At 64.5% G+C, this 14,832-nt stretch carries 19 protein-coding genes and 1 pseudogene; 10 read left to right on the plus strand and 10 right to left on the minus strand.

Annotation, left to right across the window (positions count from 1 at the left end; genetic code table 11):
- Positions 1-80 precede the first annotated feature (80 nt).
- Positions 81-510 (plus strand): annotated as a pseudogene (locus BLV15_RS08175) (ZIP family metal transporter); the annotation flags it as partial.
- 15 nt (positions 511-525) lie between these two features.
- Here BLV15_RS08175 and BLV15_RS08180 read toward each other — a convergent pair.
- From BLV15_RS08180 to BLV15_RS08225, 10 genes are all read right to left on the minus strand, one after another.
- A complete protein-coding gene (locus BLV15_RS08180) occupies positions 526-798 on the minus strand; it encodes an HPr family phosphocarrier protein (protein ID WP_090226432.1) in 273 nt (90 codons plus the stop codon).
- A 10-nt stretch (positions 799-808) separates the two neighbouring features.
- Positions 809-1,666 (minus strand): RNase adapter RapZ, encoded by an 858-nt coding sequence (rapZ, locus tag BLV15_RS08185; protein WP_090226434.1) that lies wholly within the window; start codon positions 1,664-1,666, stop codon positions 809-811.
- A gap of 9 nt (positions 1,667-1,675) precedes the next feature.
- The gene (ptsN, locus tag BLV15_RS08190; protein ID WP_090226437.1) at positions 1,676-2,140 is read right to left on the minus strand and encodes a PTS IIA-like nitrogen regulatory protein PtsN; all 465 of its coding nucleotides are present in this window, start codon (positions 2,138-2,140) and stop codon (positions 1,676-1,678) included.
- 9 nt (positions 2,141-2,149) lie between these two features.
- Entirely contained in the window at positions 2,150-2,458 is a 309-nt protein-coding gene (hpf, locus tag BLV15_RS08195; RefSeq protein ID WP_090226441.1) for a ribosome hibernation-promoting factor, HPF/YfiA family, read from the minus strand.
- Between the two features lie 134 nt (positions 2,459-2,592).
- Positions 2,593-4,092: an RNA polymerase factor sigma-54 gene (locus tag BLV15_RS08200; protein WP_090226443.1), complete on the minus strand. Its 1,500-nt coding sequence runs from the start codon at positions 4,090-4,092 to the stop codon at positions 2,593-2,595.
- Between the two features lie 133 nt (positions 4,093-4,225).
- Positions 4,226-4,951 (minus strand): LPS export ABC transporter ATP-binding protein, encoded by a 726-nt coding sequence (lptB, locus tag BLV15_RS08205; protein ID WP_090226447.1) that lies wholly within the window; start codon positions 4,949-4,951, stop codon positions 4,226-4,228.
- Positions 4,951-5,508 (minus strand): lipopolysaccharide transport periplasmic protein LptA, encoded by a 558-nt coding sequence (lptA, locus tag BLV15_RS08210; RefSeq protein WP_090226450.1) that lies wholly within the window; start codon positions 5,506-5,508, stop codon positions 4,951-4,953. Before lptA ends, lptB begins: the two co-directional genes overlap by 1 nt.
- Positions 5,495-6,064: an LPS export ABC transporter periplasmic protein LptC gene (gene lptC / locus BLV15_RS08215; protein ID WP_090226452.1), complete on the minus strand. Its 570-nt coding sequence runs from the start codon at positions 6,062-6,064 to the stop codon at positions 5,495-5,497. Before lptC ends, lptA begins: the two co-directional genes overlap by 14 nt.
- Positions 6,065-6,073: 9 nt before the next feature.
- Entirely contained in the window at positions 6,074-6,601 is a 528-nt protein-coding gene (locus BLV15_RS08220) for a KdsC family phosphatase (RefSeq protein ID WP_090226455.1), read from the minus strand.
- The gene (locus BLV15_RS08225; RefSeq protein ID WP_090226457.1) at positions 6,601-7,575 is read right to left on the minus strand and encodes a KpsF/GutQ family sugar-phosphate isomerase; all 975 of its coding nucleotides are present in this window, start codon (positions 7,573-7,575) and stop codon (positions 6,601-6,603) included. The genes BLV15_RS08220 and BLV15_RS08225 overlap by 1 nt, the downstream gene beginning before the upstream one ends.
- 231 nt (positions 7,576-7,806) lie before the next feature.
- Here BLV15_RS08225 and BLV15_RS08230 point away from each other — a divergent pair, with 231 nt between their 5' ends.
- The 9 genes from BLV15_RS08230 to hisD all read left to right on the plus strand — a co-directional run bounded on the left by BLV15_RS08230 (position 7,807) and on the right by hisD (position 14,767).
- Positions 7,807-8,616 (plus strand): ATP-binding cassette domain-containing protein, encoded by an 810-nt coding sequence (locus tag BLV15_RS08230; RefSeq protein WP_090226460.1) that lies wholly within the window; start codon positions 7,807-7,809, stop codon positions 8,614-8,616.
- Complete coding sequence (gene mlaE, locus BLV15_RS08235) at positions 8,616-9,413, plus strand: lipid asymmetry maintenance ABC transporter permease subunit MlaE (RefSeq protein WP_090226462.1); 798 nt, start codon at positions 8,616-8,618, stop codon at positions 9,411-9,413. Before BLV15_RS08230 ends, mlaE begins: the two co-directional genes overlap by 1 nt.
- Positions 9,413-9,880, plus strand: coding sequence for an outer membrane lipid asymmetry maintenance protein MlaD (mlaD, locus tag BLV15_RS08240; RefSeq protein WP_090226465.1), 468 nt, complete (start codon positions 9,413-9,415; stop codon positions 9,878-9,880). Before mlaE ends, mlaD begins: the two co-directional genes overlap by 1 nt.
- Before the next feature lie 11 nt (positions 9,881-9,891).
- A complete protein-coding gene (locus BLV15_RS08245) occupies positions 9,892-10,536 on the plus strand; it encodes an MlaC/ttg2D family ABC transporter substrate-binding protein (protein ID WP_090227423.1) in 645 nt (214 codons plus the stop codon).
- Positions 10,533-10,850, plus strand: coding sequence for an STAS domain-containing protein (locus BLV15_RS08250; protein ID WP_090226467.1), 318 nt, complete (start codon positions 10,533-10,535; stop codon positions 10,848-10,850). Before BLV15_RS08245 ends, BLV15_RS08250 begins: the two co-directional genes overlap by 4 nt.
- Before the next feature lie 107 nt (positions 10,851-10,957).
- Positions 10,958-11,197 (plus strand): BolA family protein, encoded by a 240-nt coding sequence (locus BLV15_RS08255; protein WP_090226469.1) that lies wholly within the window; start codon positions 10,958-10,960, stop codon positions 11,195-11,197.
- Positions 11,198-11,306: 109 nt separating this feature from the next.
- Entirely contained in the window at positions 11,307-12,572 is a 1,266-nt protein-coding gene (gene murA / locus BLV15_RS08260; RefSeq protein WP_090226472.1) for a UDP-N-acetylglucosamine 1-carboxyvinyltransferase, read from the plus strand.
- A 12-nt stretch (positions 12,573-12,584) separates the two neighbouring features.
- Complete coding sequence (hisG, locus tag BLV15_RS08265) at positions 12,585-13,217, plus strand: ATP phosphoribosyltransferase (RefSeq protein ID WP_090226474.1); 633 nt, start codon at positions 12,585-12,587, stop codon at positions 13,215-13,217.
- A gap of 242 nt (positions 13,218-13,459) precedes the next feature.
- A complete protein-coding gene (hisD, locus tag BLV15_RS08270) occupies positions 13,460-14,767 on the plus strand; it encodes a histidinol dehydrogenase (RefSeq protein WP_090226478.1) in 1,308 nt (435 codons plus the stop codon).
- Positions 14,768-14,832: the final 65 nt, after the last annotated feature.

Genomic DNA, 14,832 nt, shown 5'->3' on the forward strand with positions numbered 1-14,832 from the left:
CGACCGTTTCCGTTCGTCCTCGAAAGCTCCTGCAAGTGATCATCGGTACCCACGCGTTGTTCGGCCTGGGTCGTCGGCCGCTGCTGCTGTTCGTCATCGCCGTCGTCCCCACACAACATCCCCCAGGGCATGGCGGTGGGCTTTTCGGCCGGTGCGGGACTGGCCGGAGCGGACAGCCTGGCGTTGGGCATCGCGCTGCAGGATCTACCGGAAGGGCTGATCATCTCGCTGGTGCTGCTGGGGCCGGGATGGGAAGAGGGCGGGCGCTGCTGATCGGTGCGGCTTCCGGGCTGGTCGAGCCGCTGTTCGCGGTGATCTGTGCCTGGTTGGTGGGCGTTTCGATGCTGCTATTGCCCTGGGGACTGGCGGTGGCGGCAGGGGGCGATGCTGTTCGCCGTCGCTCACGAGATCATTCCCGAATCGCACCGGCGTGGCTTCGAAGCCGAGGCGAGCATTGGCCTGGTGCTGGGGTTCTGCTTGATGATGGTGCTGGATACGGCGCTGGCCTGAGCCGTCGCCGGCGCCTCACTCGCCTTCGTCGAAGCGGTTGTTGATCAGTTCGATCAGCGCTTCCAGCGCCTCGTCGCACTGCTCGCCCTCGGTATGCAGGTGGATCGCAGTGCCCAACCCGGCAGCCAGCATCATGACCGCCATGATGCTCTTGCCGTCGACCAGGCTTTCCGGCCCACGGCCCACGCGAACGGTGCAGGGAAAGCGGCCGGCAACGCCGACGAACTTGGCGGCGGCGCGTGCATGCAGGCCGAGTTTGTTGATGATGGTGATTTCACACGCAGGCATCGCGGGTTCCTTAATGAAGGTCGCGGTGGCGAACCTGGACGTTCTTCAATTGTTCTTTGAGGGCGGCGCCTAGGCGTTCCGCAAGGTAGACCGAACGGTGGTGGCCGCCGGTGCAGCCGATGGCGACGGTGACATAGGCGCGGTTGCTGGCGGCGAAGCGCGGCAGCCATTTCTGCAGGTAGGTACTGATGTCCTGATACATCTCCTGCACATCCGGCTGCGCCGAAAGGTAGTCGATCACCGGTTGCTCCAGGCCCGAATGTTCGCGCAGCTCCGGTTTCCAGTAAGGGTTGGGCAGGCAGCGCACGTCGAACACCAGGTCGGCATCTACCGGCATCCCGCGCTTGAAGCCGAAGGATTCGATGAGAAAGGCCGTGCCGGGTTCGGGCTTGTTCAGCAGACGCAACTTGATGGTGTCGCGCAGCTGGTAGAGGTTGAGGTGGGTGGTGTCGATCTTCAGGTCAGCGAGGTCGGCGATCGGGCCGAGCAGCTGGCTTTCATCGTCGATCGCTTCGGCCAGCGAGCGGGTGGCGCTGGTCAGCGGATGGCGCCGACGGGTCTCGGAAAAGCGCTTGAGCAGCGTCTCCGGCTCCGCGTCGAGGAACAGCACGTCGGACTGGATGTGCCGGGCGCGGACTTCGGCGAGCAACTCGGGAAAGCGCTGCAGGTGGCTAGGCAGGTTGCGCGCATCGATGGATACGGCGACCAGCGGCTGGGCGAGTTCGGTGTGGATCAGCGCCCGTTCGGCGAGCTCGGGCAGCAGGCCGGCCGGAAGGTTGTCGATGCAATAGAAGCCGTTGTCTTCCAGCACGTCGAGCGCGGTGCTCTTGCCCGATCCGGATCTGCCGCTGACGATGATCAGACGCATAGGTTGGCCTTAGTGCCCGCTCTGTACGTCCACCACGACCTGATACAGGGCCTCGCTGCTATCCGCCGCACGCAGGCGCTCGCGCACCTCGGCACGGTCGAGCATGCTGGCTATCTGGCGGAGCAATTCGAGGTGTTCATCGGTGGCCGCCTGCGGCACCAGCAGGACGAACAGCAGGTCCACCGGTGCACCGTCGATGGCGTCGAAGTCGACCGCCGTTTCCAGGTGCATGACCGCGCTGATCGGCGATTCGCAGCCGGCAAGACGGCAGTGGGGAATGGCGATACCGTTGCCGAAGCCGGTGGAACCGAGCTTTTCGCGGGCAACTAGGCTTTCGAAGATGTCCTGGGTTTCCAGGGTCGGTAACTCGCGGGCGATCAGTTGGGCGATCTGCTCGAGTACACGTTTCTTGCTGCCGCCCGGCACGCCGACGAGGGCGCGACCGGGGGTCAGGATATTTTCAAGTCGGATCATAGGGGAGGGTCAGCGAGCCGCAGCACCTTGCTGTCGGTTCAGTTGCTTTTCCTTGTGCTTGATCAGCTGGCGATCCAGTTTGTCGACCAGCAGGTCGATGGCCGCGTACATGTCGTCATGCTCCGCATTGGCGACCACTTCGCCCCCGGCGATGCGCAGGGTGGCTTCGATTTTCTGTTTCAGCTTTTCGACTTCCATGATCACCTGGACGTTGGTGATCTTGTCGAAGTGTCGCTCGAGGCGACTGAATTTCTCCTCGATATAGTCGCGTAGGGCGTCGGTCACATCCAGTTGATGGCCACTGATGTTGACTTGCATACCGCTTCTCCTTGTTGCCGCTTAGAAGAGACAGGCTGACGGGCCTGCCACCGAAAATCTGGCGTTTGAGGCTCTTTTGCCGCTCTCCGGCTATCCGGAGCAGGGGAAGGCGGATGCCTTCGTTTCGGGGCTGACTACATCAGTCGCTTGCGTTCGCTCGAAGGCGCTATGCCCAGCGATTCGCGGTACTTGGCGACTGTGCGACGTGCCACCTGAATGCCCTGTGCTTCCAGTAAACCAGCGATCTTGCTGTCGCTCAACGGCTTTTTCGCGTTTTCCGCGGCGACCAGTTTCTTGATGATCGCGCGGATCGCGGTGGACGAGCATTCGCCCCCTTCCGCGGTGCTGACGTGGCTGGAGAAAAAGTATTTCAGTTCGTAGATGCCACGCGGGGTGTGCATGAACTTCTGCGTGGTGACGCGGGAAATCGTCGATTCGTGCATGCCCACGGCTTCGGCGATGTCGTGCAGAACCAGCGGTTTCATCGCTTCCTCGCCGTACTCGAGGAAGCCGCGCTGGTGTTCGACGATCTGGGTCGCGACCTTCATCAGCGTTTCGTTGCGGCTCTGCAGGCTCTTGATGAACCAGCGCGCTTCCTGCAGCTGATTGCGCATGAAGGTGTTGTCGGCACTGGAGTCGGCGCGGCGGACGAAGCCGGCGTAGTGGGGGTTGACCCGCAGGCGCGGCACCGCTTCCTGGTTCAGCTCAACCAGCCAGCGCTCGTTGTGCTTGCGTACGATGACGTCGGGCACCACGTATTCGGGTTCGCTGGCTTCGATCTGCGAGCCTGGCCGCGGGTTGAGGCTCTGGATCAGTTCGATGATCTGCCGAAGCTCGTCTTCCTTGAGCTTCATGCGCCGCATCAGCTGGCTGTAGTCGCGGCTGCCGAGCAGCTCCAGGTAGTCGCCGACCAGGCGTTGCGCCTCGCTCAGCCACGGGGTCTTCGGCGGTAGCTGGCGCAGTTGCAGGAGCAGGCATTCGCTGAGGTCGCGGGCGGCGATGCCGGCCGGCTCGAACTGTTGGATGCGGTGCAGAACGGCCTCGACTTCATCGAGCTCGATGTCGAGCTCCGGATCGAAGCCTTCGGTGATGTCCGCCAGGGATTCTTCCAGGTAACCCTGGTCGTTGATGCAGTCGATCAGCGTCACGGCGATCAGCCGGTCGGTGTCCGACATCGGCGCTAGATTGAGTTGCCAGAGCAGGTGGCTCTGCAGGCTCTCGCCGCTGGACGTGCGCGAGGTGAAATCCCACTCGTCGTCGTCATTGCTCGGCAGGCTGCTGGCGCTGGTCTGGTAGACGTCTTCCCAGGCGGTGTCGACGGGGAGTTCGCTGGGGATGCGTTCGCTGTCGTGCCAGTCGCCCTCTTCGAGGTTCTCCACGGTGGGTACGGTGGACTCCTGGAACGCCACTTCCTGGGTGCCGGGATTGGGCAGCGCGTCGCCGTCGGCAAGCGGGTCGGTGTTGTCGAAGTCCTCGCCTTCCTCCTGACGCTCGAGCATCGGGTTGGATTCCAGCGCCTCCTGGATTTCCTGTTGCAGGTCCAGGGTGGACAGTTGGAGCAAGCGAATGGCCTGTTGCAGCTGAGGAGTCATCGTCAGCTGCTGGCCCATCTTGAGAACGAGCGATGGTTTCATGGCAGACCTTGATTACCGGCGTCTAACGCCTGTGCACTGCTGAGCGCCGGAGCGCCGCCGGAAGCAAATTATATGCCCGATTTTAGAATGATTTTCCAGAGATGGGGAGCCTTTCCGCAGCGAAAAGCCTTCGCTACAGACGAAACTCGTGGCCCAGATACACCTCTTTGACGATCTGGTTGGCCAGGATCGTCTCGGCATCGCCTTCGGCTATCAGCCGGCCGTCGTTGACGATGTAGGCGGTCTCGCAGATGTCGAGGGTCTCGCGGACGTTGTGATCGGTGATCAGGACGCCGATGCCCTTGTTCTTCAGGTGATGAATGATCTGCTTGATATCACCCACGGAGATCGGGTCGACGCCGGCGAAGGGCTCATCGAGGAGGATGAATTTCGGCGAGGTCGCCAGGGCGCGGGCGATCTCGACGCGGCGACGCTCGCCACCGGACAGGCTCATGCCGCGGTTGTCGCGGATGTGGCTGATGTGGAACTCCTGCAGCAGGTCTTCCAGCGCCTTGCGCCGGCCGGCGCCGTCGAGGTCCTTGCGGGTCTCGAGGATCGCCATGATGTTGTCGGCGACGCTGAGCTTGCGAAAGATCGAGGCTTCCTGCGGTAGGTAGCCGATGCCGGCGCGGGCGCGGCCGTGCATGGGCTGGTGGCTGACGTCCTGATCATCGATCAGCACGCGGCCCTGATCGGCCTGCACCAGGCCGACGATCATGTAGAAGCAGGTGGTCTTGCCGGCGCCGTTGGGGCCGAGCAGGCCGACCACCTGGCCGCTTTCGATCGACAGGCTGACGTCACGGACGACCTGGCGCCCCTTGTAGCTCTTCGCCAGGTGCTGGGCTTTCAGTGTGGCCATTACTGGGGTTGCCCCTGCTGCTCTTTTTTCTTCGGCTGGATCACCATGTCCACCCGCGGACGCGGCGCGGTGACGTTGTTGCCGGTCGCGCGGCCGGCATTCACGATCTGCCGCTGGGTGTCATAGACGATCTTCTCGCCCTGGAAGGTGTTGCCCTGCTGCACGACCTTGGCCTGGTCGATCAGGACGATACGTTCGTTGTCGGCGAAATACTGGATGGTCAGGCCATAGGCCTTGACCAGCGGCTTGTCGGCCGCCGGCTTCTGCTCGTAGTAGGCGGGCCGGCCGACCGAGGTGAAGACCTTGATGTCGCCGTTCTTGTCCTGGGTGATGGTCACCGTGTCGCCGGTGATCTTCAGGGTGCCCTGGGTGATCACCACGCCGCCGCGGTAGACGGCCACGCCCTGCTTGTCGTCGAGTTCGGCGCTGTCCGCCTGGACGCGGATCGGCTGGTCGCGGTCGGAGGGGAGGGCCCATGCGCCTGCGCTTCCTAGCGCGCCGCCCAGGCTGATCAACAGGGGAAGAGCACGGAGGGAGAAACTTTTAACGAGCCTCATACTGGCCTCTTACGTTGGACTTCAGGGTCATCCTGTTGTCATTCAGATACGCTTTCATTCCATTTGCCGTGGTCACCCCGTTGGCGGCGTCGATTCTAACGGCTTGCTCGGTCTGCGCATATTGCTGCTTGGGGAATACGGTCAGGCGGCTGGTGGTGAGGACCGTCGGGCGGCCCTTGGCGTCGGTTCGCTCGACGCGCACCGCATCGATCAGTTCGGCCTGAGTGCCGCCGGGCGCGACTTCCGCGCGGTCGCTGCGTACATGCCAGGGCAGGTCCGTGCCGCGATAGAGCATCAGATCCGGGGCGCTGACCAGGGTGATGTCGCTGGTCTTGACGTGTTCCAGCTTGGTCGCGGTCATCTCGTACTGCAACTTGCCATCGGGCTGGTACTGCAGGGTGTGGGCATTGTCCGCGTAGAAATCGATCTCGGTGTCGTCGGCCTTGGTGCTTGGTCGGTCGAGGAAGGTCTCCGGGCGGATGTTCCAGTAACCGAGCGCCACGAGCAGTGCGGCGAACAGGGCCAGGGGGCCGAAGGTGCGCAGTTTACGAAGCATCGCAGGACCTCAGAGGTAGGCTGACTGGGCAGCGTCGAGCGTGCCCTGGGCGGCCATGATGAACTCGCAGAATTCGCGCGCCGCACCTTCGCCGCCGCGGGCGCGGGTGACGCCGTGGGCATGCCGGCGAACGAAGGCGTCGGCGCTGGCCACCGCCATGCCCAGACCCACCCGGCGAATCACCGGCAGGTCAGGGAGGTCGTCACCGAGGTAGGCGACCTGGGCGTAGTCCAGGCCGAGCTGGCCGAGCAGCTCGTCGAGCACCACCAGTTTGTCTTCGCGACCCTGATAAAGGTGCTGGATGCCGAGGTTCTGTGCGCGGCGCTCGACCACCGGCGTCTTGCGTCCGCTGATGATCGCGGTGGTCACGCCGGAGCCGATCAGCATCTTGATGCCGTGGCCGTCCAGCGTGTTGAACGTCTTGAATTCGCTGCCATCGGTGAGGAAGTACAGCTTGCCGTCGGTGAGCACGCCGTCGACATCGAAGATCGCCAGCTTGATCGCCCGCGCGCGTTGCAGCAGGTCGGCATCGCCCATCACATCACCCCCGCGCGCAGCAGGTCGCCCAGGTTGAACGCGCCGATCGGCTTGTCGGCCTCGTCGACCACCACCAGCGCGCTGATCTTGTTGTCTTCCATGATCTTCAGCGCCTCGGCGGCGAGCATGTCGGGGCGCGCGGTCTTGCCATGCACGGTCATGACCTCGTCGATCAGCGCCTGGCGAATGTCCAGGTCGCGGTCCAGTGCGCGGCGCAGGTCGCCGTCGGTGAAGATTCCGGCGAGGTGACCCTCCGGATCGGTCACCGCCGTCATGCCCAGGCCTTTCTGGCTCATTTCCAGCAGCGCCTGGCGCAGCGACGTGCCCTTGGCCACCTGCGGCAGCGCCGCGCCGCTGTGCATCACGTTCTCGACCTTGAGCAGCAGGCGCCGGCCCAGCGCGCCGCCGGGATGGGAGAAGGCGAACTGTTCGGCGGTGAAGCCGCGCGCTTCCATCAAGGCGATCGCCAGCGCATCGCCGAGGACCAGCGCGGCGGTGGTGGAGGAGGTTGGCGCCAGGCTCAGCGGGCAGGCCTCCTTGTCGACGCCGGCGTCCAGGTGCACGTCGGAGGCGAGCGCGAGCAGTGATTGCGGATTGCCGGTCATGCCGATCAGCTTGATCCCGAGGCGCTTGATCAGCGGCAGCAAGGTGACGATTTCGGCGGCGGTGCCGGAGTTCGACAGCGCCAGCACCACGTCATCGCCGGTGATCATGCCCATGTCGCCATGGCTAGCTTCGGCCGGGTGGACGAAGAACGACGTGGTGCCGGTGCTCGCCAGGGTGGCGGCGATCTTGCGGCCGATGTGGCCTGACTTGCCCATGCCGAGCACCACCACGCGACCCTTGCTGGCGAGGATCAGCTCGCAGGCTCGGGTGAACTCGCCGTCTAGGCGGGGCAGCAGGCCCTCGATCGCTTCGATTTCCAGGCGGATCGTGCGTTGGGCCGATTGGATCAGGTCGTTCGATGGAGTCATGGGCGGCGGCGGTTCGATCAAAAGGGAACGATTATACCGGCAAAGGCCGTTGACGCTCACCTGCCTTCGCCCGGGGCGCGCGGGCAAAACATGCAACCGCATGCGTCGCCGTCTTTGGGCGCTGTCGCGGCGGTGCTATAGTGCGCGCCCAAACCGGCTGGCCGCAAAACGCCTGTGCCCTCCCGAGAGCGCACGGCGTCTGCTGCATAGGCTGTGTGGCAAGGAGTATCAATGAGCGGCGATAACGGTTATGCGGTCGAGCTGAAGGGCGTCACCTTCATGCGCGGCACGCGTAGCATCATGAACAATGTCGACATCCGTATTCCGCGTGGCAAGGTCACCGGGATCATGGGGCCGTCCGGCAGTGGCAAGACCACCCTTCTTCGGCTCATCGCCGCCCAACTGAAGCCTTCCAGTGGCGAGGTGTGGGTCAACGGGTACAACCTGCCGTGCCTGTCGCGCCACGAACTGTTCGACATGCGCAAGCAGATGGGCGTGCTGTTCCAGAGCGGCGCGCTGTTCACCGACCTCGACGTGTTCGAGAACGTCGCGTTTCCGCTGCGCGTTCACACCAAGCTGCCCGAAGAAATGATCCGCGACATCGTCCTGATGAAGCTGCAGGCGGTCGGCCTGCGTGGTGCCGTCGAGCTGATGCCCGACGAACTCTCCGGTGGCATGAAGCGCCGCGTCGCGCTGGCCCGGGCCATCGCGCTGGACCCGCAGATCCTCATGTACGATGAGCCCTTCGTAGGCCAGGACCCGATCGCCATGGGCGTCCTGGTGCGCCTGATCCGGCTGCTCAACGATGCCCTCGGCATCACCAGCATCGTGGTTTCCCATGACCTCGCCGAAACCGCCAGCATCGCCGACTACATCTATGTGGTGGGCGACTCCCAGGTTCTCGGCCACGGTACGCCGCAGTCCCTGCGCGAGTCGGATAACCCGCGCATCCGCCAGTTCATGAAAGGCACTCCGGACGGTCCGGTGCCGTTCCACTATCCGGCAGCGGACTTCCGCGACGAACTCCTGGGGGGGCGCTGATGCGCAAGAAGTCTGTCCTCGAACGGGTGCGTCTGCTCGGCAAGGCCGGCATCGACACGCTCGCCGCATTGGGGCGTTCCACGCTGTTCCTGCTACGCGCCCTGTTCGGGCGTAGCGAGCTGGGCGGCGGCATGCAGCTTCTGGTTCGCCAGCTGTATTCGGTCGGCGTGATGTCGCTGGCGATCATCGTGGTGTCCGGCATGTTCATCGGCATGGTGCTGGCGCTGCAGGGCTACAACATCCTTAGCAAGTACGGCTCGGACCAGGCGGTCGGCCAGATGGTCGCGCTGACCCTGCTGCGCGAGCTCGGCCCGGTGGTCACCGCCTTGCTGTTCGCCGGTCGCGCCGGGTCGGCCCTGACGGCCGAGATCGGCAACATGAAGTCCACCGAACAGCTTTCCAGCCTGGAAATGATCGGTGTCGATCCGCTCAAGTACATCATCGCGCCGCGCCTGTGGGCCGGTTTCATTTCCATGCCGCTGCTGGCGATGATCTTCAGCGTGGTCGGCATCTGGGGCGGGGCGATGGTCGCCGTGGACTGGCTGGGAGTCTACGAAGGCTCCTTCTGGTCGAACATGCAGGGCAGCGTCACCTTCACCTCGGACGTGCTCAACGGAGTGATCAAGAGCGTCGTTTTCGCCTTCGTGGTGACCTGGATCGCCGTGTTCCAGGGCTACGACTGCGAGCCGACCTCCGAAGGAATCGGCCGCGCGACGACCCGAACCGTGGTCTACGCCTCTCTGGCCGTGCTCGGGCTGGACTTTATTCTGACCGCTTTGATGTTTGGAGATTTCTGATGCAAATCCGCACCCTCGAAATTGGTGTCGGCCTGTTTCTTCTGGCCGGGCTGCTGGCACTGCTGCTGCTCGCGCTGCGCGTCAGCGGTCTGTCGCCGACGGCGGATACCAATACCTACACGCTGTATGCGCACTTCGACAACATTGCGGGTCTTACCGTAAGGGCGAAGGTGACCATGGCCGGTGTCAACATCGGCAAGATCACCGCTATCGACCTGGACCGCGATACCTACACCGGTCGCGTGACCATGGCGATAGACGAGTCGGTGAACAACCTGCCGACCGATTCGACCGCGTCGATCCTCACGGCTGGCCTGCTGGGCGAGAAATACATCGGCATCAGCGTCGGCGGCGAGGAGGAAGTGCTGAAGGAGGGCGGCACCATTCGCGACACGCAATCGTCGCTGGTGCTGGAAGACCTCATCGGCAAGTTCCTGATGAATTCGGTGAATAAAGAAGCCAAATGAGGATGTGCACCATGATGACTGCCTTGCGCCGCGGCCTGCTGATCCTGCTTGCCGCTCTGCCGCTCTTCGCCAACGCCGCGCCCTCCGCGCAGCAGGTCGTGCAGAAGACCGTGGACGAGCTGCTTTCCGACCTGCAGGCCAACAAGCAGCAGTACAGCACCGACCGTGAGGCCTTCTACAAGGCGCTCAACGACATCCTCGGGCCGGTCGTCGACTCCCAGGGCATTTCTCGCAGCATCATGACCGTGAAGTACTCGCGCAACGCGTCGCCCGAGCAGATCAGCCGCTTCGAGGAGAACTTCAAGCGCAGCCTGATGCAGTTCTACGGCAACGCGCTGCTCGAATACGACAACCAGGACATCAAGGTGCAGTCCGCCAAGGAAGACGGCGAGCGCGCCACCGTCGGCATGAACGTGACCGACAGCAAGGGCACCGTCTACCCGATTTCCTACACCCTGGTGAAGCTCAACGACCAGTGGATGCTGCGCAACGTGATCATCAATGGCATCAACATCGGCAAGCTGTTCCGCGACCAGTTCGCCGACGCGATGCAGAAGAACGGCAACAACCTGGACAAGACCATCGACGGCTGGGCCCAGGTGGTCGAGAAGGCCAAGGAAACCGAGGCCGGCAAGAAGGCGGCGGCCGCGCAATGAGCGACGTCAGCCTTGCCAGCATTCGCGAGGATGCGCCGGGTGAGCTGGCCCTGGTCGGCGTGATCGACTACGGCTCGGGGCCGGCCTTGCGCGAAGCCGGTCGCGAGCTGATCGCGGCAAGCAGCGTCAACCGCCTGGTCATCGACTGCGCCGACGTGGAGAAATCCAGCAGCGTCGGCATTTCCCTGCTGCTGTCGTTCATGCGCGATGCCAGGCAGGCCGGCAAGTCGCTGGTGGTGCGCAATCTGCCCTGCGACATGCGGCAGATCGCGCAGGTGAGCGAGGTGCTCGAGGTCCTGCCGCTGGAAGCCTGAGCGCGTCCGATCTGCGGATTCGCAGGCGCGGGGCTTTTTTTGTATCATTGCCGGCCCGCGAGCCCAGGCTCTGCCGTCAAGTATTCGTGCGTCGATCGAGGTTCAACATGCAGGCCACACAAGTGAAACAATTCCTGGAAGAGAAACTGCCGGGAGCCGTGGTGGAAGTCGAAGGCGAAGGCTGCAATTTCCAGTTGAACCTGATCAGCGACGAGTTGGCCGCGCTCGGCCCGGTCAAGCGCCAGCAGCAGGTCTACAGCCATCTCAATCCCTGGATCGCCGACGGCAGCATCCATGCGGTGACCATGAAGTTCTACAGCCAGAGCGCCTGGGCTGAGCGCGCCTGAGGCGCGCCGTTCACCTCCACACCCCATTCACGAGGCAGCCGCGCACTCCTTCGCCGCGGCGCCCGATTCATCCAACGCGGCCCGCGAGCCTGCTGGCGACGAGATTCCCATGGACAAACTGATCATTACCGGCGGCATTCCCCTGAAGGGTGAAATCCGCATCTCCGGGGCGAAGAACTCGGCGCTGCCGATCCTCGCCGCGACCCTGCTGGCCGATACCCCGGTCACCGTGTGCAACCTGCCGCACCTGCACGACATCACCACAATGATCGAGCTGTTCGGGCGCATGGGCGTGGAACCGGTGATCGACGAGAAGCTCAGCGTCGAAGTCGATGCCAGCAGCATCAAGACGCTGGTCGCGCCCTACGAGCTGGTCAAGACCATGCGTGCCTCGATCCTCGTGCTCGGTCCGATGGTCGCCCGGTTCGGCGAGGCCGAGGTGGCGCTGCCTGGCGGTTGCGCGATCGGTTCGCGTCCGGTCGACCTGCACATTCGCGGTCTCGAGGCGATGGGCGCGCAGATCGACGTCGAAGGCGGCTACATCAAGGCCCGCGCACCGGCGGGTGGCCTGCGTGGCGCCAAGTTCTTCTTCGATACGGTCAGCGTGACCGGCACCGAGAACATCATGATGGCCGCGGCCCTGGCCAACGGCCGCAGCGTGCTGGAAAACGCCGCGCGCGAGCCCGAAGTGGTCGACCTGGCCAACTTCCTGATCGCCATGGGCGCGCAGATCAGCGGTGCCGGCACCGACACCATCGTCATCGACGGCGTCAAGCGCCTCGGCGGCGGACGCTACAGCGTGATGCCCGACCGCATCGAGACCGGCACCTACCTTGCCGCTGCCGCCGCCACCGGTGGTCGGGTAAAGCTCAAGGACACCGATCCGACCATCCTCGAAGCCGTGCTGCTCAAGCTCCAGGAAGCCGGCGCCTCGATCGATACCGGCGACAACTGGATCGCCCTCGACATGAAGGGCAACCGGCCGAAGGCGGTGAACATTCGCACCGCGCCGTACCCGGCGTTCCCCACCGACATGCAGGCGCAGTTCATCTCCCTCAACGCCATCGCCGAAGGCACCGGTGCGGTGATCGAGACGGTGTTCGAGAACCGCTTCATGCACGTCTACGAGATGAACCGCATGGGCGCGCAGATCCTCGTCGAAGGCAACACCGCCATCGTCACCGGCGTGCCGAAGCTCAAGGGCGCTCCCGTCATGGCCACCGACCTGCGCGCCTCCGCCAGCCTGGTGATCGCCGGCCTGGTGGCCGAGGGCGACACGCTGATCGACCGCATCTACCACATCGACCGTGGCTACGAATGCATCGAGGAAAAACTGCAGTTGCTGGGCGCGAAGATCCGTCGCGTGCCGGGCTAGTAAGGAATCGCAATGCTCACCATCGCGCTGTCCAAGGGACGCATTCTCGACGATACCCTGCCGCTGCTGGCCGAGGCTGGCATCGTGCCGACCGAGAATCCGGACAAGAGCCGCAAGCTGATCATCCCCACCACCCAGGATGACGTGCGCCTGCTGATCGTTCGCGCCACCGATGTGCCGACCTACGTCGAGCACGGTGCCGCCGACCTCGGCGTGGCCGGCAAGGATGTGCTGATGGAGTACGGCGGGCAGGGCCTCTACGAGCCGCTCGACCTGCGCATCGCCAAGTGCAAGCTGATGACCGCTGGCGCCATTGGCGCGCCGATGCCCAAGGGCCGGCTGCGCGTGGCGACCAAGTTCGTCAACGTCGCCAAGCGCTACTACGCCGAGCAGGGCCGCCAGGTCGACATCATCAAGCTCTACGGTTCGATGGAGCTGGCGCCGCTGGTGGGCCTGGCCGACAAGATCATCGACGTGGTCGACACCGGCAACACGCTGAAGGCCAACGGCCTCGAAGCGCAGGAGCTGATCGCCACCATCAGCTCCCGGCTGATCGTCAACAAGGCGTCGATGAAGATGCAGCACGCACGCATCCAGGCGCTGATCGACACCCTGCGCGCGGCCGTCGAACGACACCATCACTGACCACCGTGCGGCCCGGCCGCATCCGCCTATCCGCGTCATAGCCATATTCTCAGGTGCCCGCGCGGACGGCTTGGTAGTCTAGCGGCGCCTGAGACCTGTCCACGATCCGCCGCGCCGATCGGGCCGTGTCGAAAGCGTATCCGGGGTGGCTTCATGAACCGCCTCGTGCCGCTTTTGCCCCGCCTCCTCTGCGTGCGCGATGATCTCGACAGCTCATCGAATCGCCAATCAAGAGGCTCGCCATGACCGCTCCCATCGCCATCCGCCGACTCGACGCCACCGATCCGGATTTCGCCACGCATCTGGATCATCTGCTGAGCTGGGAGAGCGTGTCCGACGAGGGCGTCAACCAGCGCGTGCTGGACATCATCCGCGCCGTGCGCGAGCGCGGCGATGCGGCGCTGGTCGACTACACCCGCCAGTTCGACGGCCTCGACGTCGCCAGCATGGCCGACCTGATCCTGCCCCGCGAGCGCCTGGAACTGGCGCTGCAGCGCATCACCCCGGCACAGCGCGAGGCGCTGGAGAAGGCCGCCGAGCGGGTGCGCAGCTACCACGAGAAACAGAGACAGGACTCCTGGACCTACACCGAGGCCGACGGCACGGTGCTCGGGCAGAAGGTCACGCCGCTGGATCGCGCCGGGCTCTACGTGCCGGGCGGCAAGGCCTCGTACCCGTCGTCGGTGCTGATGAACGCGATTCCGGCCAAGGTCGCCGGCGTGCCGGAAGTGGTGATGGTGGTGCCGACGCCTCGCGGCGAGATCAACGAGATCGTCCTCGCCGCCGCCGCCATTTCCGGCGTGGATCGCGTGTTCACCATCGGTGGCGCACAGGCCGTCGCCGCGCTGGCCTACGGCACCGAAAGCGTGCCGCCGGTGGACAAGATCGTCGGCCCCGGCAACATCTACGTCGCTACCGCCAAGCGCCACGTGTTCGGCAAGGTCGGCATCGACATGATCGCCGGTCCCTCGGAAATCCTCGTCGTCTGCGACGGCCAGACCGATCCGGACTGGATCGCCATGGACCTGTTCTCCCAGGCCGAGCACGACGAGGACGCGCAGTCGATCCTGGTCAGCGCGGACGCCGCCTTCCTCGATCGTGTCGCCGAAAGCATCGCCCGGCTGCTGCCGACGATGGAGCGCGAGGCGATCATCCGCGCCTCCATCGAAGGCCGCGGCGCGCTGATCCACGTCGCCGACACCGCCCAGGCCATCGAAGTCGCCAACCGTATCGCGCCCGAGCACCTCGAGCTGTCGGTGGCCGAGCCGGAGCAGTGGCTGCCGCAGATCCGCCATGCCGGGGCGATCTTCATGGGGCGTTACACCGCCGAAGCGCTGGGCGACTACTGCGCCGGGCCGAACCACGTGCTGCCGACCTCCGGCACCGCGCGGTTCTCCTCGCCGCTGGGCGTGTACGACTTCCAGAAGCGCTCTTCGATCATCCACTGCTCGGCCGCCGGTGCCTCCGAGCTGGGCAAGGTGGCCTCGGTGCTCGCTCGCGGCGAGTCTCTGACCGCTCACGCGCGTAGTGCCGAGTACCGGATCAAGTGAGTAGGGTGCGCCGTGCGCACCTTGTGAGTGTTCCGGTGCGCACGGCGCACCCTATGGGGTCGTAG

The organism is Pseudomonas kuykendallii (genome assembly GCF_900106975.1).
GTDB classification, from domain to species: Bacteria; Pseudomonadota; Gammaproteobacteria; order Pseudomonadales; family Pseudomonadaceae; genus Pseudomonas_O; species Pseudomonas_O kuykendallii.